This window comes from Pseudomonas sp. XP1 (assembly GCF_053557675.1).
Genome location: NZ_JBNRIJ010000013.1, coordinates 63230 through 85733 on the forward strand (window position 1 = coordinate 63230; position 22504 = coordinate 85733).

Consider the following 22504-nt stretch of genomic DNA (forward strand, 5'->3'; position numbering starts at 1 on the left):
TCTTGCATCGCTCGGACAGATGCACCACCCGCAACTGCTTGCCCGCCCTCGCATACCGCTCCCGCAAGGTCTTCAACGCCGCAATCGCCGAATAATCGACAAAGCTCAAATGCTGGCAGTCCAGGGTCACCTTGGCCGGGTCGTTAGCCGGGTCGAACTGGTTCAGGAACACCGTAGTCGAGGCAAAGAACAGTGTGCCGTGCACCTGGTAACGCTTGCCGCCCTCCCCATCCTCACGGCTATCGGCATACAGCTCCCGCGCATGCTGCCAGGCAAAGTTCACCGCCGCGATGACGATGCCGAACAGCACCGCCACCGCCAGGTCGGTGAACACCGTGACCACGGTCACCGCGATGATCGCCAGCACATCGCTGACCGGCACCTTGTGCAGCACCCGCAAAGACGCCCAGGCAAACGTCTGCTGCGCCACAACGAACATCACCCCGACCAGCGCCGCCAGCGGAATGCGCTCGATAAGCGGCGACAGGAACAACACGAACAGCAGGACCATCACCCCGGCCACCACGCCCGACAGCCGGCCGCGGCCATTGGAACTGAGGTTGATTACCGTCTGGCCGATCATCGCGCAGCCCCCCATGCCACCGCACAGGCCGGAAACCATGTTGGCCGCGCCCAGTGCCACGCACTCGCGGTCCGGGTAGCCACGGCTCTCGGTGATTTCATCGGTCAGGTTGAGCGTCAGCAGGGTTTCCAGCAGGCCGACCATGGCCATCAGCACCGCGTAGGGGGCGATGATCTTCAGGGTCTCGAGGTTCCACGGCACGTCTGGCAGGGCCAGCTGTGGCAGGCCACCGGCGATGCGCGCCATGTCGCCCAGGGTGCGGGTAGGCAGATCTAGCAGGTACACCAGCAAACCAACACCAAGGATCGCTACCAGCGCTGGCGGCACCGCACGGGTCAACTTCGGCAGCACATAGACCACCGTCATGGTCAGCGCCACCAGGCCGATCATCAGGTACAGCGGTACACCGCCTAGCCAGTGCCCGCCCTCCTTGAAGTGCTCCAGCTGGGCCATGGCGATGACGATAGCCAGGCCGTTGACGAAGCCGAGCATCACCGGGTATGGCACCAACCGCACCAGCTTGCCCAGGCGCAGCAAGCCGAACAGGATCATCACCACGCCGCCCAGCAAGACCGTGGCCAGCAGGTACTGCGCACCGTGCTGCACCACCAGCGCAACGATCACCACCGCCATCGAGCCGGCGGCACCGGAAATCATCCCCGGCCGACCACCGAACAGCGCCGTCAGGGTGCAGATGATGAAGGCGCCATACAGGCCCATCAGCGGGTTGAGGTGAGCCACCAGGGCAAAGGCGATACACTCGGGCACCAGGGCGAACGAGGTAGTCAGGCCGGCGAGCACGTCGGCACGGAGTCGGGCGGGTTTCATGGGTATCCTGTGGTGCAGTCCGGATGGACAAATCGAAAGCAAGCGGGCGCGATGTTACGGAATTTGTCCGGCAGCGGCCACCGTTCAGCGCACCCGCTCCCGGCTCTGCACTGCAAGGTCCAGGGCGCGCTGCATGTCCAGGCGCGCCGAACGCCCCAGGTCGGGGTGGTTCAGTTGGCCGCCACGCTCAGACGGCAGGATCGGCGCCGTCAGGTCCTCGGCGTCCATCGCTTCGAAATCCTGCTCGGCGCCCAGGGTCAAGGCGCTGCGTCGCAACAGCATGCGCACCTGTTCGGGGGTCAGGGCCGGGTTGATCGACAGCATCGTCGCCACGGTTGCAGTCACCAACGGTGTTGCGTACGACGTGCCACAATGCGCAGCGCCCGCACCCGGGCGAATGCAGGCCGCCGCACTGACATCCACGCGCATGTCGATGTTGGAGCTATGACGCTTGCGCACATGGCCAGGGTGTTCGACCGCCACTGACTTGTCACTGCGCTGGTGCCCGCCCACCACCAGCAATTGTTCGGTGATGAACGACGATGGCAGGCGATATTCATCGGTACCCGACCAGGACGCACCATTACCCGCCGAGTTGACCACCACCACATCAGGGTGCTCGGCGCGCAGCCACAGGAAGAACTCCTCGAGCAGTTCCTCATAGCCACTCATGGCCAGCCCGGAACGCACCAGCGAATCGACTTCGTCACCTTTGACATCGCGCGCCCCTACCCGATGGATGCCCCAGCTCCAGTTCAACACCCGCACCCCATCCTCGACCAGGTTCACCGATGCAGCGATGTTGGCGGTGATACCGGCATCCGAGTTGCGCTCGACAATCACCTCGAAGCCAGGACTGTGCTTGCCCAGCCTTGGCAAAAAGCCTTCATCCTGGTTCGCCAGGATACCGGCCACATGGCTGCCGTGACTGCCTGGGCGGTCATCGTCGCGCGCATACAGGCACGTCTGCGCCTGCTCGCAGCGCCCTCGATAATGGCTGAACCCTGGCGCGTCGAAGTCCACCTCTCGCTCGATCACCCCGACCCGCACCGGTTGCACCGGCAAGCTGGAAGCGGCAATTCGCCGCTGGTAGTAATACAGCGCGTCCATGAAGCGGTTGGCGGCCCATTCATCCGCCTGATCGATGGCCTGGGCATCGCGTCCGCTGCCTTCCTCGCCACGCTCCGGGGCAGACTCCTCGACAATCACTGCATCCACGCTGACTTCACTGCCCATGCGCAGGATCATCGCGTCGCGCTGCACCAGGTCGCCCACTGGCAAGCGCAACTGGTAGACATTCAGCGGCGGTATGGTACCCACGACCTGGGCGCCGTACTTCGCGGCGATCCGTCGGGCTTCGCCGTAGCCATCATGTTTTTCCTCGATCAAAAGGCTTACCAGGTCCACATAGGTGGTGAGGCCATCCATGTTCTTCGCCACTTCATCAGGCCCGGCGGCCACAACATGGCTGCGCTGGCGGGTGAGCCAAACCGGGTTGCTGGTGCGCTCGCCGTCTTCCAGCCACAGCGGAGCACTGCGCAGGGCTTGTTCCGCCAATTTGAGCGTAAGCCGGTCACCGTGCCGCTCGAAATCGGCTGTCGGCAGCCGCGCATCACCGAGCCAGACCGTCGGCAGCTGCGCCCCTAGCCCCTCGGCGCGCAGGCACCATTGCTGCTGGCCATCGCCAAGCAGGTCGCCGCAACGCTGCAGCTGCTTGATGCGCAACGAATCAGCTGCAGCCTGGGCACCAAGGCTGCAAAGCCACAACAACAGGATCAGACCACGCTTCATGCCATCAGCCCCACTCACTCCCTGTGAATGCGACTGACGGGAAAGATCAAAGGTTCAGCCATGGCGGACAGCCGTCTCGCCCCAGGTGCTTTGGTAGCCACTTCCCCATCATCGACATGATCCAGACCCGGCAGGAAGTCAGTAAATTTGCCATCATGTCCATTCCACCTGCGGAGATCATGGACATGCCGCTACGCCCCCTATTCGCCGCCTTGCTGCTGGCCGCCAGCCTCACCGCCCAGGCCGCCACCGAGGTATTGCCGCTACAACACCGCAGCAGCGCCGAACTGCTGCCCGCCGCCCAGGCGTTCATTGGCAAGGATGGCACGGTCAGCGCCTTCGAGAACAAGCTGATCGTCAACGCCAGCCCCGAGCGCATCGACGACCTGCGCACCCTGCTGCAACAGCTGGACACCGCACCCAAGCGCCTGCTGATCAGCGTCGACAACAACGACAGCAACTTCCAGGACAACCGTGGCAACGCACGTGTCATCCACTACGGCACCAGCAACCGTGACGGCGGCCTGCAGCAGATTCAGGCCAGCGAAGGCCAGCCGGCGCTGATCCAGGTTGGCCAGAGCATCCCGATCACCAGCACCAGCACCGACGGCTACGGACGCATCCAGAGCAACACCGAATACCGCAACGTGACCCAGGGTTTCTATGTCACCCCCACCTTGAGTGGTGACACGGTTCGTCTGCAAATAAGCACCAATAATGATCGCATCAGCCAGGAACGTGCTGATGTAGTGAAAGTGCAAAGTACCGACACGACAATCACCGGCAAGCTCGGAGAATGGATCACCCTGGCGGGCTACAACCAGCAGAGTCAAGCCGACCGTAGCGCGTCAAGCCATAGTTACAGCACCCAACGGGGTGAAAACATGACTTTGCGTGTCAAAGTCGACCTTCTCGACTGATCCCAGGCAATTCAAGGCCTCGACCAAAGGCCTTGAAACTGACTGCCAAGTCGCATTAGACCAAAGATGTAGTAAGTGAAAAAAACCACTACAAAACATTTGACAGGGTCTTTTTCCCAAGGGCATGATGGCCTCGCTCCCGCTAATCAGGGGCCCTGGCAAGGGCCTTCGAGGCGCGCTCCTCCCACCCCTGGAGGCGTCTCGTGTCTATACGGCCCACAAGGCGGTTCGACGGGATTGCGACTGCAACGAAGAAGTTGTCCCGAGGGACGGAAGCGCATCACCGCAGTAACGGCAATCGCGTAGCACCGCAGCAAGGCAACCACGAGCCGACCTGCCGGAGCACCCTTTCGCCCAGCCTGCACACCCTTCCCCTTCGAGCCTTCGCGTTCGCCGCCGCACTCCTGCGAACAGGACAGCCGCCAGCTCCTGATCTGCTCCGAGCATCAGCACAATTACCCCAAGATCGATGCGACGAGGTTTATTTCCATGGCACTGACACGCGAACAGCAAATTGCAGCCCTCGAGAAAGACTGGGCCGAGAACCCGCGCTGGAAAGGCGTGACCCGTACCTACACCGCCGCTGATGTCGTTCGCCTGCGTGGCTCCCTGCAGCCGGAGCACACCCTGGCCCGCCTGGGTGCAGAAAAACTGTGGAAGCTGGTTACCGAAGGTGCCCACCCGTCCTTCCGCCCAGAAAAAGATTTCGTCAACTGCATGGGCGCCCTGACCGGCGGCCAGGCAGTGCAGCAGGTAAAGGCCGGCATCCAGGCCATCTACCTGTCCGGCTGGCAGGTTGCCGCCGACAACAACTCGGCCGAGTCCATGTACCCTGACCAGTCGCTGTACCCGGTCGACTCGGTACCGACCGTGGTCAAGCGCATCAACAACGCCTTCCGCCGCGCCGACCAGATCCAGTGGAAAGCCGGCAAGAACCCGGGCGACGATGGCTACATCGACTACTTCGCACCGATCGTGGCCGACGCCGAAGCCGGTTTCGGTGGCGTACTCAACGCCTATGAGCTGATGAAGAACATGATCGAAGCAGGCGCCGCCGGCGTGCACTTCGAAGACCAGCTGGCCTCGGTGAAAAAATGCGGCCACATGGGTGGCAAGGTGCTGGTACCGACCCAGGAAGCCGTGCAAAAGCTGGTGGCCGCGCGCCTGGCAGCTGACGTATCGGGCGTGCCGACCATCATTTTGGCCCGTACCGACGCCAACGCCGCCGACCTGCTGACCAGCGACTGCGACCCGTACGACCAGCCGTTCGTGATTGGCGAGCGCACCCGTGAAGGCTTCTACAAGGTACGCGCCGGCCTCGACCAGGCTATCGCTCGTGGCCTGGCCTACGCACCGTACGCCGACCTGATCTGGTGCGAAACCGCCAAGCCGGACCTGGACGAAGCCCGCCGCTTCGCCGAAGCGATCAAGAAGGAGTACCCGGACCAGATCCTGTCGTACAACTGCTCGCCTTCCTTCAACTGGAAGAAGAACCTGGACGACGCGACCATCGCCAAGTTCCAGCGCGAGCTGTCGGCAATGGGCTACAAGCACCAGTTCATCACCCTGGCCGGCATCCACAACATGTGGCACGGCATGTTCAACCTGGCGCACGACTACGCCCGCAACGACATGACCGCCTACGTGAAGCTGCAGGAGCAGGAATTCGCTGACGCCAACAAAGGCTACACCTTCGTGGCGCACCAGCAGGAAGTGGGCACTGGCTATTTCGACGACATGACCACCGTGATCCAGGGTGGCGCATCGTCGGTGACTGCACTGACCGGTTCGACCGAGGAAGAGCAGTTCCACTGATAGTGGGTTGCTGTTGAAGAAAGGCCCGAGGCTTGTGAAAGCCCCGGGCCTTTCTTTTTGGTCTGTACCACACCTATCAGGAATACACCGAACCTGTAGGAGCGGCCTTGTGTCGCGAAAGGGCTGCAAAGCAGCCCCAGCATTTTTTGCCTCGATGCTTAAATCCCGGGGCCGCTCTGCGGCCCTTTCGCGACACAAGGCCGCTCCTACAAAGCAATTCAGTTCGCGAACGTAACCCTTCAATTCCACAGAGACTGTGCAAGTGTTGAAGACTGTGGTGATCCTGTGGGAGCGGGTTTACCCGCGAAGAGGCCCGCCCAGACAACACCTCATTCAAGCCTCAGTGCAATGTCCGAGGCTCAGCAGGCATCTGCACCTGAATCAATGCAGACTCAAGCAAAGCCCGCAGTACCTCAAGCTCATGCATCGAGATCATCATCAGGATCACAATCAGGTCTATGCTTGTGGCAGCCCAGCAGCAAGGACCGTCCATGCCCCGTCCAAGCCACCTGACCACAATCGCCCTGGTCGCCGCCGCCTTCTATATATATGCACTGGCCAGCGACAACCCCCTGCTCGCCCTGCTGGCCAAACCGATCCCGGTACTGGCCCTGATCGCCTGGCTGCGCAGTGCTCCCGACAAACCTTATCGCCGCTGGATCACCCTAGGCCTGGCATTCTCGGTACTCGGCGACATCCTGCTGGCCATCCCCGCTGACCTGTTCGTGTTTAGCCTGGCCGCCTTCCTCTGCGCCCACCTGGCTTACCTGCGCGCCTATTGCAGCCAGACCCTGCGCCCAGCCCTGCCCGCACTGCTGCTGAGCGCCATCACCGGCATCACTCTGCTCGGCGTGCTGGTCAGCCACGGTCTCGGCCCGCTACTGATCCCGGTCGTGCTCTATGCCTTGGCCATCAGCGCCATGCTCTGGCGCGCCCTGGCCTGTGGCGGGCTCGCCGCGCTCGGCGCCTGCCTGTTCGTGCTCTCCGACAGCCTGATCGGTATCGACCGCTTCGTCAGCCCGTTCGCCGCCGCGCCGTACCTGATCATCCTCACCTACTGGCTCGGCCAGTGGGCGATCGCTTCATCAGCCAGTCATCACTCAATCGATAAAGAATTGACCCAGAGCGGTACGAGCGGTGTCGAACGGTGCTAGAACAGACGTTTTTCACATTTGCAAGTAGAGGGAATCGCCAGATGAACTTTACAAGGCGCAGAACAGAAGAAATATCAGGTCTCAGGCCAAATGATATTAATTATCATTACGAAACTTGCAATTCGTTACCCGCCGCAAGAAACATAATTAACAAAAACGCGCGCAATGCCCGAATATCAAGGCTTTCAGCCAGTTAGACGCAGGTTTTGTACTTAATCCTACGAATAATTTTGCGACAGAAATTTTACTTGCACGGGGTTTACCCATAAAATCAGCGCGATTGATTCAGCTGCGACATTTGGTCACTGCATGTGCGACACCAGGTCGCCGCTCTACACTTATTTCAGACTGCAGAGCTGGGTCTCTGTATAAGGATCTCTAGCATGTCCGATTCGGCAGGACTCATCGCCCACAACTGGGGCTTTGCCATCTTCCTCCTAGGTGTCGTCGGCCTGTGCGCCTTCATGCTCGGCCTGTCCAGCCTGCTCGGTAGCAAGGCCTGGGGTCGCGCCAAGAACGAACCCTTCGAATCCGGCATGCTGCCCGTCGGCAGCGCCCGCCTGCGCCTGTCCGCCAAATTCTATCTGGTCGCGATGCTGTTCGTGATCTTCGATATCGAAGCCCTCTTTCTCTTTGCATGGTCTGTGTCCGTCCGCGAAAGCGGCTGGACCGGATTCGTCGAAGCACTCGTTTTCATAGCAATTCTGTTGGCTGGTCTTGTCTACCTATGGCGCGTCGGGGCACTTGATTGGGCTCCCGAAGGTCGCCGCAAGCGGCAAGCGAAGCTGAAACAATGAGGCTTTGGCATGCAATACAATCTCACCAGAATCGATCCGGATGCGCCCAACGAGCAGTACCCGGTCGGTGAACGGGAAACCGTCACCGACCAACTGCTGGAGGACCAGGTCCACAAGAACATCTTCATGGGCAAGCTTGAAGATGTGCTGCGTGGCGCGGTCAACTGGGGTCGCAAGAACTCCCTCTGGCCGTACAACTTCGGCCTGTCCTGCTGCTACGTGGAAATGACCACGGCCTTCACGGCACCCCACGACATCGCCCGCTTCGGCGCCGAAGTCATCCGGGCCTCGCCGCGTCAGGCCGACTTCATGGTCATCGCCGGTACCTGCTTCGTCAAAATGGCGCCGATCATCCAGCGCCTGTACGAGCAGATGCTCGAACCGAAATGGGTCATCTCCATGGGTTCGTGCGCCAACTCCGGCGGCATGTACGACATCTACTCGGTCGTTCAGGGGGTCGACAAGTTCCTCCCCGTGGACGTCTATGTGCCTGGCTGCCCGCCACGCCCTGAGGCTTTCCTGCAAGGCTTGATGCTGCTGCAGGAGTCGATCGGCCAAGAACGACGCCCGCTTTCCTGGGTTGTTGGTGATCAAGGTATTTACCGTGCCGAGATGCCAGCCCAGAAAGACCTGCGTCGTGAGCAGCGCATTGCAGTAACCAACCTGCGCAGCCCCGACGAAGTCTGATCCAGCTACCTGCCGCCCGCTCCCCTGGAGCCGGCGGCCTGGCTTCATTCTTAACGTTGACCCAAAGCGACCGAGACCATGACAGCGGACAACGCTATTTTCATTCCGCCCTACAAGGCTGACGACCAGGATGTGGTCGTCGAACTGCATAACCGTTTTGGCGCCGAAGCATTCGTCGCCCAGGAAACCCGCACCGGCATGCCCGTGCTGTGGGTCAAGCGCGAGCAGCTCAAGGAAGTGCTCAGCTTCCTGCGCGGCGTGGCCAAACCGTACAGCATGCTGTACGACCTGCACGGCGTCGACGAGCGCCTGCGCACCCAGCGTCGCGGCCTGCCAGCCGCCGACTTCAGCGTGTTCTACCACCTGCTGTCGATCGAGCGTAACAGCGATGTGATGATCAAGGTGTCGCTCAGCGAAGGCGATCTGAACCTGCCGACCGTGACCGGTATCTGGCCGAACGCCAACTGGTACGAGCGCGAAGTCTGGGACATGTTCGGCATCGACTTTGCCGGCCACCCGCACCTCAGCCGCATCATGATGCCGCCCACCTGGGAAGGCCACCCTCTGCGCAAGGACTACCCGGCCCGCGCCACCGAGTTCGATCCCTACAGCCTGACCCTGGCCAAGCAGCAGCTTGAAGAGGAATCGGCACGCTTCAACCCGGAAGCCTGGGGCATGAAGCGCCAGGGCGCGAACGAGGACTACATGTTCCTCAACCTCGGCCCCAACCACCCTTCCGCGCACGGTGCCTTCCGTATTGTCCTGCAGCTGGACGGCGAAGAGATCGTCGACTGCGTACCGGACATCGGCTACCACCACCGTGGCGCCGAGAAAATGGCCGAACGCCAATCCTGGCACAGCTTCATCCCCTACACCGACCGTATCGACTATCTCGGCGGGGTGATGAACAACCTGCCGTACGTGCTCGCGGTCGAGAAGCTGGCCGGCATCAAGGTGCCACAGAAGGTCGACACCATCCGCGTGATGCTGGCCGAGTTCTTCCGTATCACCAGCCACCTGCTGTTCCTGGGTACCTACATCCAGGACGTCGGCGCCATGACCCCGGTGTTCTTCACCTTCACCGACCGCCAGCGCGCCTACACCGTGATCGAAGCGATTACCGGTTTCCGCCTGCACCCGGCCTGGTACCGCATCGGTGGCGTCGCCCACGACCTGCCGCGCGGCTGGGACAAGCTGGTCAAGGACTTCGTCGAATGGCTGCCCAAGCGCCTCGACGAGTACGAAAAGGCCGCCCTGCAGAACAGCATCCTCAAGGGCCGTACCATCGGCGTTGCTGCGTACAACACCAAGGAAGCGCTGGCCTGGGGTACCACCGGTGCCGGCCTGCGTGCCACCGGTTGCGACTTCGACCTACGCAAAGCCCGGCCCTACTCCGGCTACGAGAACTTCGAGTTCGAAGTACCGCTGGCCCACAACGGCGATGCCTACGATCGCTGCATGGTCCGTGTCGAGGAGATGCGCCAGAGTATCCGCATCATCGACCAGTGCCTGCGCAACATGCCGGAAGGCCCGTACAAGGCGGATCATCCGCTGACCACGCCGCCGCCGAAAGAGCGCACCCTGCAGCACATCGAAACCCTGATCACGCACTTCCTGCAAGTCTCGTGGGGCCCGGTCATGCCGGCCAACGAGTCGTTCCAGATGATCGAGGCGACCAAGGGCATCAACAGTTACTACCTGACGAGCGATGGCGGCACCATGAGCTACCGCACCCGGATCCGTACCCCGAGCTACCCGCACCTGCAGCAGATCCCTTCGGTGATCAAAGGCAGCATGGTCGCCGACCTCATTGCGTACCTGGGCAGTATCGACTTCGTTATGGCTGACGTGGACCGCTAAGCATGAACAGCACGCTTATCCAGACAGACCGTTTCGCCCTGAGCGAAACCGAGCGCTCGGCCATCGAGCACGAAATGCATCACTACGAGGACCCGCGCGCGGCGTCCATCGAAGCCCTGAAGATCGTCCAGAAGGAACGTGGCTGGGTGCCGGACGGCGCCATTCACGCCATCGGCGAAGTACTGGGCATCCCGGCCAGCGACGTCGAAGGTGTCGCCACCTTCTACAGCCAGATCTTCCGTCAGCCGGTCGGCCGCCACATCATCCGCGTGTGCGACAGCATGGTCTGCTACATCGGCGGCCATGAATCCGTGGTCAGCCAGATCCAGAGCGAACTGGGCATCGGCCTGGGCCAGACCACCGCCGACGGGCGCTTCACCCTGCTGCCGGTATGCTGCCTGGGCAACTGCGACAAGGCCCCGGCGCTGATGATCGACGACGACACTTTCGGTGACGTGCAGCCGGCTGGCGTTTCCAAACTGCTGGAGGGTTACGTATGACCATTACTTCCTTCGGCCCGGCCAACCGCATCGCGCGCACGGCCGAAACCCACCCGCTGACCTGGCGCCTGCGTGACGACGGCGAGCCGGTCTGGCTTGCCGAGTACGAATCGAAGAACGGCTACGCTGCCGCCCGCAAGGCGCTGGCGCAAATGTCGGCCGACGACATCGTGCAAAGCGTCAAGGACTCCGGCCTCAAGGGCCGCGGTGGTGCAGGCTTCCCCACTGGCGTGAAGTGGGGCCTGATGCCCAAAGACGAATCCATGAACATCCGCTACCTGCTGTGCAATGCGGACGAAATGGAGCCGAACACCTGGAAGGACCGCATGCTGATGGAGCAACAGCCCCATCTGCTGGTCGAGGGCATGCTGATCAGCGCCCGCGCCCTGAAGGCCTACCGTGGCTACATCTTCCTGCGTGGCGAATACACCACCGCAGCGAAGAACCTCAACCGCGCCATCGAGGAAGCCAAGGCCGCCGGCCTGCTGGGCAAGAACATCCTCGGCAGCGGTTTCGATTTCGAGCTGTTCGTGCACACCGGTGCCGGCCGCTACATCTGCGGTGAAGAAACCGCACTGATCAACTCGCTGGAAGGCCGTCGCGCCAACCCGCGCTCCAAGCCGCCCTTCCCTGCCGCCGTTGGCGTGTGGGGCAAGCCGACTTGCGTGAACAACGTCGAAACCCTGTGCAACGTCCCGGCCATCGTCGCCAACGGCAACGACTGGTACAAGTCGCTGGCCCGCGAAGGCAGCGAAGACCACGGCACCAAGCTTATGGGCTTCTCTGGCAAGGTGAAGAACCCGGGCCTGTGGGAATTGCCGTTCGGCGTGACCGCCCGCGAACTGTTCGAGGATTATGCCGGCGGCATGCGCGACGGCTTCAAGCTCAAGTGCTGGCAGCCAGGCGGCGCCGGTACCGGCTTCCTGCTGCCCGAGCACCTCGACGCGCAGATGTACGCCGGCGGCATCGCCAAGGTCGGCACCCGCATGGGTACCGGTCTGGCCATGGCGGTGGACGACAGCATCAACATGGTTTCGCTGCTGCGCAACATGGAAGAGTTCTTTGCCCGCGAGTCGTGCGGCTGGTGCACCCCATGCCGTGACGGCCTGCCGTGGAGCGTGAAGATGCTGCGCGCACTGGAAAAAGGTCAGGGCCGCGCCGAAGACATCGAGACGCTGCTGGGCCTGGTCAACTTCCTCGGCCCTGGCCGTACCTTCTGTGCTCATGCACCGGGTGCCGTCGAGCCGCTGGGCAGTGCCATCAAATACTTCCGGTCCGAGTTCGAGGCCGGTGTCGCTCCCGCTGCGGCTGGCGATGCCCTGCGCCCCAACCTGGCCAAGCCGATCGTGGTCGGCGCATAACAAGATGATTGAGGCGGGTGGTCCGTGCCACTCGCCAGCTTGCCGGCAGGCCCGAGAAATCGTGGCGTGTCGCAAGCTCACCGATTTCCATTAGCCACGCCCGCTCACGCGGGCCAACGAAGAACTTTGAACAATGGCCACTATCCACGTAGACGGCAAAGCGCTCGAAGTCAACGGTGCAGACAACCTGTTACAGGCCTGTCTGTCGCTCGGCCTCGACATCCCTTATTTCTGCTGGCACCCGGCGCTTGGTAGCGTTGGTGCCTGCCGGCAGTGCGCGGTCAAGCAGTACACCGACGAGAACGACACCCGCGGTCGTATCGTCATGTCCTGCATGACCCCTGCCTCCGACGGCACCTGGATCTCCATCGACGATGAAGAGTCCAAGGCGTTCCGCGCCAGCGTCGTCGAATGGCTGATGACCAACCACCCGCACGACTGCCCGGTGTGCGAGGAAGGCGGTCACTGCCACCTGCAGGACATGACGGTAATGACCGGCCACAACGAGCGCCGCTACCGTTTCACCAAGCGTACCCACCAGAACCAGGACCTCGGCCCGTTCATCGCCCATGAGATGAACCGCTGCATCGCCTGCTACCGCTGCGTGCGTTACTACAAGGACTATGCCGGTGGTACCGACCTGGGCGTTTACGGCGCCCACGACAACGTGTACTTCGGCCGCGTCGAAGACGGCGTGCTGGAAAGCGAATTCTCCGGCAACCTGACCGAGGTCTGCCCGACCGGCGTGTTCACCGACAAGACCCACTCCGAGCGCTACAACCGCAAGTGGGACATGCAGTTTGCCCCGAGCATCTGCCACGGCTGCTCCAGCGGCTGCAACATCAGCCCGGGCGAGCGCTACGGCGAACTGCGTCGGGTGGAAAACCGTTTCAACGGTTCGGTCAACCAGTACTTCCTGTGCGACCGCGGCCGCTTCGGCTATGGCTACGTCAACCGCAAGGATCGCCCGCGCCAGCCACACCTGGCCGACGGCACCAAGCTGGGCCTGGACGCTGCCCTGGACAAGGCCGCCGACCTGCTGCGCGGCCGTACCATCGTCGGTATCGGCTCGCCACGCGCCAGCCTGGAAAGCAACTACGGCCTGCGTGAACTGGTAGGTGCCGAGTACTTCTACTCGGGCATGGAGGCCGGCGAACTGGCCCGCGTGCGCCTGGCCCTGAACGTGCTGAACAACAGCCCGCTGCCGGTCCCGACCCTGCGCGACATCGAAGATCACGACGCCGTGTTCGTGCTTGGTGAAGACCTGACCCAGACCGCTGCCCGCGTTGCCCTGGCCGTGCGCCAGGCCACCAAGGGCAAGGCCGAGGCCATGGCCGAAGCAATGAAGGTGCAACCGTGGCTCGACGCCGCCGTGAAGAACATCGGCCAGCACGCGCTGTACCCGCTGTTCATCGCTTCGCTGGCTGAAACCAAGCTGGACGACGTCGCCGAAGAATGCGTGCACGCCGCCCCGGCCGACCTGGCCCGTATCGGTTTCGCCGTGGCCCACGCCATCGACCCGAGCGCCCCTGCCGTCGAAGGCCTGGACGCCGAAGCGAAAGCCCTGGCCCAGCGCATCGCCGACGCCCTGGTCGCAGCCAAGCGCCCACTGGTCGTAGCCGGTACCTCGCTGGCCGACCCGGCGCTGATCGAAGCCGCCGCCAACATCGCCAAAGCGCTGAAACTGCGCGAGAAGAACGGCTCGCTGAGCCTGGTGGTGCCTGAAGCCAACAGCCTCGGCTTGGCCATGCTCGGTGGCGAGTCGGTCGATGCCGCGCTGGACGCGGTCATCAGCGGCAAGGCCGATGCCATCGTCGTGCTGGAAAACGACCTGTACACCCGCGTACCAGCCGCCAAGGTCGATGCAGCCCTGGCCGCAGCCAAGGTAGTGATCGTTGCCGACCACTCGAAAACCCCGACTGTCGACCGCGCCCACCTGGTGCTGCCGGCCGCCTCGTTCGCGGAAGGCGACGGTACCCTGGTCAGCCAGGAAGGCCGTGCCCAGCGCTTCTTCCAGGTCTTCGACCCGCAGTACCTGGACAGCAGCATCCAGATCCACGAAGGCTGGCGCTGGATGCACGCCCTGCGTGCCACCCTGCTGAACAAGCCAGTCGACTGGACCCAGCTGGACCACGTCACCAGCGCCTGCGCCGAAGCCGTCCCGCAACTGGCCGGCATCGTCAACGCCGCACCAGGCGCCGCATTCCGCATCAAGGGCTTGAAACTGGCCCGTGAGCCGCTGCGCTACTCCGGCCGTACCGCCATGCGCGCCAACATCAGCGTGCACGAGCCACGCACCCCGCAAGACAAGGACACTGCGTTCGCCTTCTCCATGGAAGGCTATTCGGGTTCGGCCGAACCGCGCCAGCAGGTTCCGTTCGCCTGGTCGCCGGGCTGGAACTCGCCGCAGGCCTGGAACAAGTTCCAGGACGAGGTCGGCGGTCACCTGCGTGCCGGTGACCCGGGCGTGCGCCTGATCGAATCGCAAGGCGACCGTCTGCACTGGTTCAACGCCATTCCGGGCGCCTTCAACCCAGCCCGTGGCACCTGGACTGCCGTGCCGTTCTTCCACCTGTTCGGCAGCGAAGAGAGCTCCTCGCGCGCCGCCCCGGTGCAAGAACGCATCCCGGCAGCCTATGTGGCCCTGGCCAAGTCCGAAGCCGACCGTCTGGGCGTCAACGACGGTGCCCTGCTGAGCCTGAAAGTGGCCGGTGTGGCCCTGCGCCTGCCGCTGCGCATCAATGAAGAGCTGGGCGCTGGCCTGGTCGCGTTGCCGAAAGGCCTGGCCGGCATTCCGCCTGCCATCTTCGGTGCATCCGTTGAAGGTCTGCAGGAGGCAGCACAATGAGCTGGTTCACCCCCGAAGTGATCGATGTGATCCTCTCCGTGCTGCGGGCCATCGTGGTCCTGCTGGCGGTGGTGGTCTGCGGCGCGCTGCTCAGCTTCGTCGAGCGCCGCCTGCTGGGCTGGTGGCAGGACCGTTACGGTCCGAACCGCGTCGGCCCGTTCGGCATGTTCCAGATCGCTGCCGACATGCTGAAGATGTTCTTCAAGGAAGACTGGAACCCGCCCTTCGTCGACCGCGTGATCTTCACCCTGGCACCGGTAGTGGCCATGAGCGCCCTGCTGATCGCCTTCGTGGTCATCCCGATCACCCCGACCTGGGGCGTCGCCGACCTGAACATCGGCCTGCTGTTCTTCTTCGCCATGGCCGGCCTGTCGGTCTACGCGGTGCTGTTCGCCGGCTGGTCGTCGAACAACAAGTACGCCCTGCTGGGCAGCTTGCGTGCCTCGGCACAGACCGTGTCGTACGAAGTGTTCCTGGGCCTGGCGCTGATGGGCGTGGTGGTGCAGGTGGGTTCGTTCAACATGCGCGACATCGTTGAATACCAGGCCCAGAACCTGTGGTTCATCATTCCGCAGTTCTTCGGCTTCTGCACCTTCTTCATCGCTGGCGTCGCCGTGACTCACCGTCACCCGTTCGACCAGCCAGAAGCGGAGCAGGAACTGGCCGACGGCTACCACATCGAGTATGCCGGCATGAAATGGGGCATGTTCTTCGTCGGTGAATACATCGGCATCATCCTCATCTCGGCGCTGCTGGTAACCCTGTTCTTCGGTGGCTGGCACGGCCCGTTCGGCATCCTGCCGCAACTGTCGTTCCTGTGGTTCGCGCTGAAGACCGCGTTCTTCATCATGCTGTTCATCCTGCTGCGCGCCTCGATCCCGCGCCCACGCTATGACCAGGTGATGGACTTCAGCTGGAAGTTCTGCCTGCCGCTGACCCTGATCAATTTGCTGGTGACCGCTGCGATCGTGCTCTACAACACGCCAGCCGTCGCGGCCCAGTGAGGATTTGACCCATGTTCAAGTATATCGGCGACATCGTTAAGGGCACCGGCACCCAGCTGCGCAGCCTGGCAATGGTGTTCTCCCACGGGTTCCGCAAGCGCGACACCCTGCAGTATCCCGAAGAACCCGTGTACCTGCCGCCGCGCTACCGCGGCCGCATCGTCCTCACCCGCGACCCCGACGGCGAGGAGCGCTGCGTAGCCTGCAACCTCTGCGCGGTGGCCTGCCCGGTCGGCTGCATCTCGCTGCAGAAAGCCGAGACCGAGGACGGCCGCTGGTACCCGGAGTTCTTCCGCATCAACTTCTCGCGCTGCATCTTCTGCGGCCTGTGTGAAGAAGCGTGCCCGACCACCGCGATCCAGCTGACTCCGGATTTCGAAATGGCCGAGTTCAAGCGTCAGGACCTGGTGTACGAGAAAGAAGATCTGCTGATCTCCGGCCCCGGCAAGAACCCTGACTACAACTTCTACCGTGTTGCGGGTATGGCAATCGCTGGCAAGCCGAAGGGCGCTGCGCAGAACGAAGCCGAGCCGATCAACGTGAAGAGCTTGCTCCCATAAGGACAGAAAGATGGAATTCGCTTTCTACTTCGCATCCGGGATCGCCGTGGTCTCCACCCTTCGGGTGGTGACCGGCACCAACCCTGTGCACGCCTTGCTTTACCTGATCATTTCGCTGATTTCCGTGGCCATGATCTTCTTCGCCCTGGGTGCGCCGTTCGCCGGCGCCCTGGAAGTGATCGCCTACGCCGGCGCCATCATGGTGCTGTTCGTGTTCGTGGTGATGATGCTCAACCTCGGGCCGGCTTCGGTCGCCCAGGAACGGGGCTGGCTCAAGCCCGGCATCTGGGCCGGGCCGGTGATCCTCGCCGCCCTGCTGCTGCTGGAGCTGCTGTACGTGCTGTTCGTCACCCCGAGCGGCGCCGGCATCAGCGGTACCACCGTGGGCCCGAAAGAAGTCGGCATCAGCCTGTTCGGCCCTTACCTGCTGGTGGTCGAACTGGCTTCGATGCTGCTGCTGGCCGCGGCCGTCACCGCCTTCCACCTGGGCCGCAACGAGGCGAAGGAGTAAATCATGGGTGCTATCCCTCTCGAGCATGGTCTGGCGGTCGCCGGCATCCTGTTCTGCTTAGGTCTGGTTGGCCTGATGGTCCGCCGCAACATCCTCTTCGTGCTCATGAGCCTGGAAGTCATGATGAACGCCTCTGCCCTGGCGTTCGTCGTCGCCGGTGCCCGTTGGGTCCAGCCCGACGGCCAGGTGATGTTCATTCTGGTGATCAGCCTGGCAGCCGCCGAAGCCAGTATTGGCTTGGCCATCCTGCTGCAGCTGTATCGCCGCTTCCACACTCTCGACATCGATGCTGCCAGTGAGATGCGCGGATGAACCTTCTCTTCCTGACTTTCGTCTTCCCCCTCGTCGGCTTCCTGCTGCTGTCGTTCTCGCGCGGGCGGTTCTCGGAGAACCTTTCCGCCCTGATCGGCGTCGGCTCGGTAGGCCTTTCGGCCGCCGTTGCCGCCTACGTCATCTGGCAATTCAACGTCGCCCCGCCTGAAGGCGGCGCGTACAGCCAGCTGCTGTGGCAGTGGATGTCGGTGGACGGCTTCGCGCCGAACTTCACCCTGTACCTGGACGGCCTGTCGGTCACCATGCTCGGCGTGGTCACCGGTGTCGGCTTCCTGATCCACCTGTTCGCCTCCTGGTACATGCGTGGCGAAGCCGGCTACTCGCGTTTCTTCGCGTACACCAACCTGTTCATCGCCAGCATGCTGTTCCTGGTGCTGGGCGACAACCTGCTGTTCATCTACTTTGGCTGGGAAGGCGTGGGCCTGTGCTCGTACCTGTTGATCGGTTTCTACTACAGCAACCGCAACAACGGTAACGCGGCACTCAAGGCATTCATCGTCACCCGTATCGGCGACGTGTTCATGGCCATCGGCCTGTTCATCCTGTTCGTCCAGCTGGGTACCCTGAACGTGCAGGAACTGCTGGTGCTGGCACCGCAGAAGTTCCAGGCTGGCGACACCTGGATGGTGCTGGCAACCCTGATGCTGCTGGGTGGTGCGGTCGGTAAATCGGCCCAGCTGCCACTGCAGACCTGGCTGGCCGACGCGATGGCCGGCCCAACTCCGGTCTCCGCACTGATCCACGCGGCAACCATGGTGACCGCGGGCGTGTACCTGATCGCTCGTACCAACGGCCTGTTCCTGCTGGCACCGGACATCCTGCACCTGGTAGGCGTGGTCGGTGGCGTGACCCTGGTACTGGCCGGCTTCGCCGCGCTGGTGCAGACCGACATCAAGCGTATCCTCGCCTACTCGACAATGAGCCAGATCGGCTACATGTTCCTGGCCCTGGGCGTTGGCGCCTGGGACGCGGCGATCTTCCACCTGATGACCCACGCCTTCTTCAAGGCCCTGCTGTTCCTTGCCTCCGGTGCGGTGATCGTTGCCTGCCACCACGAGCAGGACATCTTCAAGATGGGTGGCCTGTGGAAGAAATTGCCGCTGGCCTACGCCAGCTTCGTGGTCGGTGGCGCTGCCCTGGCTGCCCTGCCGATCGTGACCGTGGGCTTCTACTCCAAGGACGAGATCCTCTGGGAAGCCTTCGCCAGTGGCAACACCGGCCTGCTGTATGCCGGCCTGGTCGGTGCGTTCATGACCTCGCTGTACACCTTCCGCCTGATCTTCATCGCCTTCCACGGCGAAGCCAAGACCGAAGCCCACGCTGGCCACGGCATCAGCCACTGGCTGCCGCTGGGCGTGCTGATCGTGCTGTCGACCTTCGTCGGCGCCTGGATCACCCCGCCGCTGGCAGGTGTGTTGCCTGAAAGCGCCGGCCACGCTGGTGGCGAAGCCAAGCACGCGCTGGAGCTCACTTCGGGCGCCATCGCCATCGCCGGTATCCTGCTGTCGGCCCTGCTGTTCCTGGGCAAGCGCCGCTTCGTCAGCGCCATCGCCAACAGCGGTATCGGCCGTGTCCTGTCGGCCTGGTGGTTCGCCGCCTGGGGCTTCGACTGGATCTACGACAAGCTGTTCGTCAAACCTTACCTGCTGATCAGCCACATCCTGCGCAAGGACCCGGTTGACCGCAGCATCGGCCTGATCCCTCGCCTGGCTCGCGGCGGCCACGTCGCCATGAGCAAGACCGAGACCGGCCAGCTGCGCTGGTACACCGCTTCGATCGCCGTTGGCGCAGTGCTGGTACTCGGCGCTGTGGTAGTGGCCGCGGTATGACCATGAACCTTGCGAACCTTGCGACCCTGCAAAAGGAAACGAACCCGTCATGATTTTGCCTTGGCTGATCCTGATCCCCTTCATCGGCGGCTTCCTGTGCTGGCTGGGTGAGCGCTTCGGCGCCACCCTGCCGCGCTGGATCGCGCTGCTGACCATGTCCCTGCTGCTCGGCATCGGCCTGTGGCTGTGGGGTAACGGCGACTACACCCTGGCCCCCGCTCCGGGCGCCGAGCCTGCCTGGGCCCTGGAATACAAAGTCCAGTGGATCCAGCGCTTCGGCATCAGCATCCACCTGGCCCTCGACGGCCTGTCGCTGCTGATGATCCTGCTCACCGGCCTGCTCGGTGTGCTGTCAGTACTGTGCTCCTGGAAAGAGATCCAGCGTCACGTCGGCTTCTTCCACCTCAACCTGATGTGGATTCTCGGCGGCGTGGTCGGTGTGTTCCTTGCCCTGGACCTGTTCCTGTTCTTCTTCTTCTGGGAAATGATGCTGGTGCCGATGTACTTCCTCATCGCGCTCTGGGGTCACAGCTCCGCGGACGGCAAGAAGACCCGGATCTACGCGGCGACCAAGTTCTTCATCTTCACCCAGGCCAGCGGCCTGATCATGTTGGTGGCGATTCTCGGCCTGGTGCTGGTCAACTACACCAACACCGGCGTGATCACCTTCAACTACAGCGACCTGCTCAAGGCCGAACTGCCAGCCGGTACCGAATACCTGCTGATGCTGGGCTTCTTCATCGCCTTCGCGGTGAAGCTGCCGGTGGTGCCGTTCCACTCCTGGCTGCCTGACGCTCACGCCCAGGCGCCGACCGCAGGCTCCGTGGACCTGGCCGGTATCTTGTTGAAGACTGCGGCCTACGGCCTGCTGCGCTTTGCCCTGCCGCTGTTCCCGAACGCTTCGGCCGAGTTCGCGCCAATCGCCATGACCCTGGGCCTGATCGGTATCTTCTACGGTGCCTTCCTGGCCTTTGCGCAAACCGACATCAAACGCCTGGTCGCCTTCTCCAGCGTCTCGCACATGGGCTTCGTACTGATCGGTATCTACTCCGGCAGCCAGCAGGCCCTGCAAGGCGCGGTGATCCAGATGCTGGCCCACGGCCTGTCCGCTGCCGCGCTGTTCATCCTGGCCGGCCAGCTGTACGAGCGCCTGCACACCCGTGACATGCGCCAGATGGGTGGCCTGTGGCACCGCATCGCCTACCTGCCGGCCATCAGCCTGTTCTTCGCAGCCGCCTCCCTGGGCCTGCCCGGTACCGGCAACTTCGTCGGCGAGTTCCTGATCCTGATCGGCAGCTTCGCCAGCGTGCCGTGGATCACCGTGATCGCCACCACTGGCCTGGTGTTCGGTTCGGTGTACTCGCTGATCATGATCCACCGCGCCTACTTCGGTCCGGCCAAGACCGATACCGTGCTGGCCGGCATGGACGGTCGCGAGCTGATCATGGTCCTGGGTCTGGCGGTACTGCTGATCCTGCTGGGCGTGTATCCGCAGCCGTTCCTCGACACCTCTGCCGCCACCATGAGTGGTGTGCAGCAGTGGCTCGGTTCCGCTTTCACTCAACTCGCTTCGGCCCGGTAAGAGCGCTATGGAATTCACCACTCAACACTTCATCGCATTGGCGCCGATGCTGATCACCACCATCACCACAGTGGTGGTGATGCTGGCGATCGCCTGGAAGCGCAACCACTCGCAGACCTTCCTGCTGTCCACCGTGGGCCTCAACCTGGCCCTGCTGTCGATCCTTCCGGCGCTGAAGGTTGCGCCGCTGGCGGTCACCCCGCTGATCACCATCGACAAGTTCGCCTGCCTGTACATGGCGATCATCCTGGTGGCGACGCTGGCCTGCGTCACCCTCGCCCACGCCTACCTCGGCGAAGGCTCCAAGGGCTTCCCGGGCAACCGTGAAGAACTGTACCTGCTGCTGCTGATGTCGGCTCTCGGTGGCCTGGTGCTGGTCAGCGCCAACCACCTGGCCGGCCTGTTCATCGGCCTGGAGCTGCTGTCGGTACCGGTCTACGGCCTGGTGGCGTATGCCTTCTTCAACAAGCGCTCGCTGGAAGCCGGCATCAAGTACATGGTGCTGTCGGCCGCAGGCTCGGCCTTCCTGCTGTTCGGCATGGCTCTGCTGTACGCCGACGCCGGCAGCCTGAGCTTCGACCAGATCGGCAAGGCCCTGGCCGCCACCAGCATGCCAAGCCTGGTGGCCCAGCTGGGCCTGGGCATGATGCTGGTCGGCCTGGCCTTCAAGCTGTCGCTGGTACCGTTCCACCTGTGGACCCCGGACGTGTACGAAGGCGCCCCGGCACCGGTCGCCGCCTTCCTGGCCACCGCCAGCAAGGTTGCGGTGTTCGCCGTTGTCGTGCGCCTGTTCATGCTCTCCCCTGCTGCCAGCAGCGGCGTGCTGAGCACCGTACTGGCGGTGATTGCCGTGGCCTCGATCCTGATCGGCAACCTGCTGGCACTGACCCAGAGCAACCTCAAGCGCCTGCTGGGTTATTCGTCCATCGCCCACTTCGGTTACCTGGTCATCGCCCTGGTCGCCAGCAAGGGCCTGGCCCTGGAAGCCATGGGCGTGTACCTGGTCACCTACGTGATCACCAGCCTGGGCGCCTTCGGCGTCATCACCCTGATGTCCTCGCCTTACGGCGGCCGTGACGCCGATGCACTGTACGAGTACCGCGGCCTGTTCTGGCGCCGTCCGTACCTGACTGCGGTGCTTACCGTGATGATGCTGTCGCTGGCGGGCATTCCGCTGACCGCCGGCTTCATCGGCAAGTTCTACATCATCGCCACCGGCGTCGAGTCGCACCTGTGGTGGCTGGTCGGTGCCCTGGTGATCGGTAGTGCCATCGGCGTCTACTACTACCTGCGCGTCATGGTCACCCTGTACCTGGTCGAGCCGAACCTGCGTCGTCACGACGCTCCGCTGAAGTGGGAACAGCGCACCGGTGGCGTCATGCTGCTGGCCATCGCCATTCTCGCGTTCGTGCTGGGTGTGTACCCGCAACCGCTGCTGGAAATGGTTCAGCAAGCCGGCCTGCAACTGATCGGCTGATCGCCCTGGCAAGACAAGACACCCCGCTCATGCGGGGTGTTTTTTTATCTGCGCGCTTTTCATC

Annotated in this window: 18 protein-coding genes; 16 read left to right on the forward strand and 2 right to left on the reverse strand. The window is 62.9% G+C overall.

What is annotated here, in order from left to right; translation table 11 throughout:
- Positions 1-1411, reverse strand: a 1411-nt coding sequence (locus ACK1U9_RS14025; RefSeq protein WP_449109955.1) for a SulP family inorganic anion transporter, incomplete at its 3' end; no start/stop codon positions are given.
- An 84-nt stretch (positions 1412-1495) separates the two neighbouring features.
- Positions 1496-3202: a S8/S53 family peptidase gene (locus tag ACK1U9_RS14030; RefSeq protein WP_135002400.1), complete on the reverse strand. Its 1707-nt coding sequence runs from the start codon at positions 3200-3202 to the stop codon at positions 1496-1498.
- 155 nt (positions 3203-3357) lie between these two features.
- Between ACK1U9_RS14030 and ACK1U9_RS14035 the strand changes: the two genes are divergently transcribed.
- The 16 genes from ACK1U9_RS14035 (at position 3358) to nuoN (ending at position 22440) form a co-directional block, all read left to right on the forward strand.
- Positions 3358-4122, forward strand: coding sequence for a secretin N-terminal domain-containing protein (locus tag ACK1U9_RS14035; protein ID WP_173015139.1), 765 nt, complete (start codon positions 3358-3360; stop codon positions 4120-4122).
- Between the two features lie 489 nt (positions 4123-4611).
- A complete protein-coding gene (aceA, locus tag ACK1U9_RS14040; RefSeq protein WP_013973380.1) occupies positions 4612-5937 on the forward strand; it encodes an isocitrate lyase in 1326 nt (441 codons plus the stop codon).
- Between the two features lie 491 nt (positions 5938-6428).
- Positions 6429-7091, forward strand: a complete 663-nt coding sequence (locus ACK1U9_RS14045; RefSeq protein ID WP_173015138.1) for a lysoplasmalogenase — start codon at positions 6429-6431, stop codon at positions 7089-7091.
- A gap of 383 nt (positions 7092-7474) precedes the next feature.
- On the forward strand, positions 7475-7888 hold the full coding sequence (locus tag ACK1U9_RS14050) for an NADH-quinone oxidoreductase subunit A (protein ID WP_003251427.1): 414 nt from the start codon (positions 7475-7477) through the stop codon (positions 7886-7888).
- A gap of 9 nt (positions 7889-7897) precedes the next feature.
- Positions 7898-8575: a NuoB/complex I 20 kDa subunit family protein gene (locus tag ACK1U9_RS14055; RefSeq protein ID WP_003251429.1), complete on the forward strand. Its 678-nt coding sequence runs from the start codon at positions 7898-7900 to the stop codon at positions 8573-8575.
- Between the two features lie 78 nt (positions 8576-8653).
- Complete coding sequence (nuoC, locus tag ACK1U9_RS14060) at positions 8654-10435, forward strand: NADH-quinone oxidoreductase subunit C/D (RefSeq protein WP_013973384.1); 1782 nt, start codon at positions 8654-8656, stop codon at positions 10433-10435.
- Positions 10436-10437: 2 nt separating this feature from the next.
- Positions 10438-10935, forward strand: a complete 498-nt coding sequence (nuoE, locus tag ACK1U9_RS14065; RefSeq protein ID WP_003251433.1) for an NADH-quinone oxidoreductase subunit NuoE — start codon at positions 10438-10440, stop codon at positions 10933-10935.
- On the forward strand, positions 10932-12296 hold the full coding sequence (gene nuoF, locus ACK1U9_RS14070; protein WP_085602199.1) for an NADH-quinone oxidoreductase subunit NuoF: 1365 nt from the start codon (positions 10932-10934) through the stop codon (positions 12294-12296). Before nuoE ends, nuoF begins: the two co-directional genes overlap by 4 nt.
- 133 nt (positions 12297-12429) lie before the next feature.
- Positions 12430-15144 carry an NADH-quinone oxidoreductase subunit NuoG gene (nuoG, locus tag ACK1U9_RS14075; protein ID WP_046615591.1) on the forward strand — a complete coding sequence of 905 codons (2715 nt, stop codon included), beginning with the start codon at positions 12430-12432 and terminating at the stop codon, positions 15142-15144.
- Positions 15141-16148 (forward strand): NADH-quinone oxidoreductase subunit NuoH, encoded by a 1008-nt coding sequence (gene nuoH / locus ACK1U9_RS14080; RefSeq protein ID WP_028632275.1) that lies wholly within the window; start codon positions 15141-15143, stop codon positions 16146-16148. The genes nuoG and nuoH overlap by 4 nt, the downstream gene beginning before the upstream one ends.
- An 11-nt stretch (positions 16149-16159) precedes the next feature.
- Positions 16160-16708, forward strand: coding sequence for an NADH-quinone oxidoreductase subunit NuoI (gene nuoI / locus ACK1U9_RS14085; RefSeq protein ID WP_016488223.1), 549 nt, complete (start codon positions 16160-16162; stop codon positions 16706-16708).
- A 10-nt stretch (positions 16709-16718) separates the two neighbouring features.
- A complete protein-coding gene (gene nuoJ / locus ACK1U9_RS14090; RefSeq protein ID WP_003261007.1) occupies positions 16719-17219 on the forward strand; it encodes an NADH-quinone oxidoreductase subunit J in 501 nt (166 codons plus the stop codon).
- 3 nt (positions 17220-17222) lie between these two features.
- Positions 17223-17531, forward strand: a complete 309-nt coding sequence (gene nuoK / locus ACK1U9_RS14095) for an NADH-quinone oxidoreductase subunit NuoK (protein ID WP_003251446.1) — start codon at positions 17223-17225, stop codon at positions 17529-17531.
- Positions 17528-19381 carry an NADH-quinone oxidoreductase subunit L gene (gene nuoL, locus ACK1U9_RS14100; protein ID WP_046615590.1) on the forward strand — a complete coding sequence of 618 codons (1854 nt, stop codon included), beginning with the start codon at positions 17528-17530 and terminating at the stop codon, positions 19379-19381. Before nuoK ends, nuoL begins: the two co-directional genes overlap by 4 nt.
- A gap of 49 nt (positions 19382-19430) precedes the next feature.
- Positions 19431-20963, forward strand: coding sequence for an NADH-quinone oxidoreductase subunit M (gene nuoM, locus ACK1U9_RS14105; protein ID WP_046615589.1), 1533 nt, complete (start codon positions 19431-19433; stop codon positions 20961-20963).
- 7 nt (positions 20964-20970) lie between these two features.
- On the forward strand, positions 20971-22440 hold the full coding sequence (nuoN, locus tag ACK1U9_RS14110) for an NADH-quinone oxidoreductase subunit NuoN (RefSeq protein WP_025339926.1): 1470 nt from the start codon (positions 20971-20973) through the stop codon (positions 22438-22440).
- The last annotated feature ends 64 nt before the right edge of the window (positions 22441-22504 follow it).

Excerpts from the sequence above, each read along its gene's own strand:
- nuoE (WP_003251433.1), top strand. The coding sequence starts at position 10,438 with ATGAACAGCACGCTTATCCAGACAGACCGTTTCGCCCTGAGCGAAACC.
- nuoJ (WP_003261007.1), top strand. The coding sequence starts at position 16,719 with ATGGAATTCGCTTTCTACTTCGCATCCGGGATCGCCGTGGTCTCCACC.
- ACK1U9_RS14035 (WP_173015139.1), top strand. The coding sequence starts at position 3,358 with ATGTCCATTCCACCTGCGGAGATCATGGACATGCCGCTACGCCCCCTA.
- nuoH (WP_028632275.1), top strand. The coding sequence starts at position 15,141 with ATGAGCTGGTTCACCCCCGAAGTGATCGATGTGATCCTCTCCGTGCTG.
- ACK1U9_RS14050 (WP_003251427.1), top strand. The coding sequence starts at position 7,475 with ATGTCCGATTCGGCAGGACTCATCGCCCACAACTGGGGCTTTGCCATC.
- nuoC (WP_013973384.1), top strand. The coding sequence starts at position 8,654 with ATGACAGCGGACAACGCTATTTTCATTCCGCCCTACAAGGCTGACGAC.
- nuoL (WP_046615590.1), top strand. The coding sequence starts at position 17,528 with ATGAACCTTCTCTTCCTGACTTTCGTCTTCCCCCTCGTCGGCTTCCTG.
- nuoG (WP_046615591.1), top strand. The coding sequence starts at position 12,430 with ATGGCCACTATCCACGTAGACGGCAAAGCGCTCGAAGTCAACGGTGCA.
- ACK1U9_RS14045 (WP_173015138.1), top strand. The coding sequence starts at position 6,429 with ATGCCCCGTCCAAGCCACCTGACCACAATCGCCCTGGTCGCCGCCGCC.
- nuoK (WP_003251446.1), top strand. The coding sequence starts at position 17,223 with ATGGGTGCTATCCCTCTCGAGCATGGTCTGGCGGTCGCCGGCATCCTG.
- ACK1U9_RS14030 (WP_135002400.1), bottom strand. The coding sequence starts at position 3,202 with ATGAAGCGTGGTCTGATCCTGTTGTTGTGGCTTTGCAGCCTTGGTGCC.
- nuoF (WP_085602199.1), top strand. The coding sequence starts at position 10,932 with ATGACCATTACTTCCTTCGGCCCGGCCAACCGCATCGCGCGCACGGCC.
- nuoI (WP_016488223.1), top strand. The coding sequence starts at position 16,160 with ATGTTCAAGTATATCGGCGACATCGTTAAGGGCACCGGCACCCAGCTG.
- aceA (WP_013973380.1), top strand. The coding sequence starts at position 4,612 with ATGGCACTGACACGCGAACAGCAAATTGCAGCCCTCGAGAAAGACTGG.
- nuoM (WP_046615589.1), top strand. The coding sequence starts at position 19,431 with ATGATTTTGCCTTGGCTGATCCTGATCCCCTTCATCGGCGGCTTCCTG.
- ACK1U9_RS14055 (WP_003251429.1), top strand. The coding sequence starts at position 7,898 with ATGCAATACAATCTCACCAGAATCGATCCGGATGCGCCCAACGAGCAG.
- nuoN (WP_025339926.1), top strand. The coding sequence starts at position 20,971 with ATGGAATTCACCACTCAACACTTCATCGCATTGGCGCCGATGCTGATC.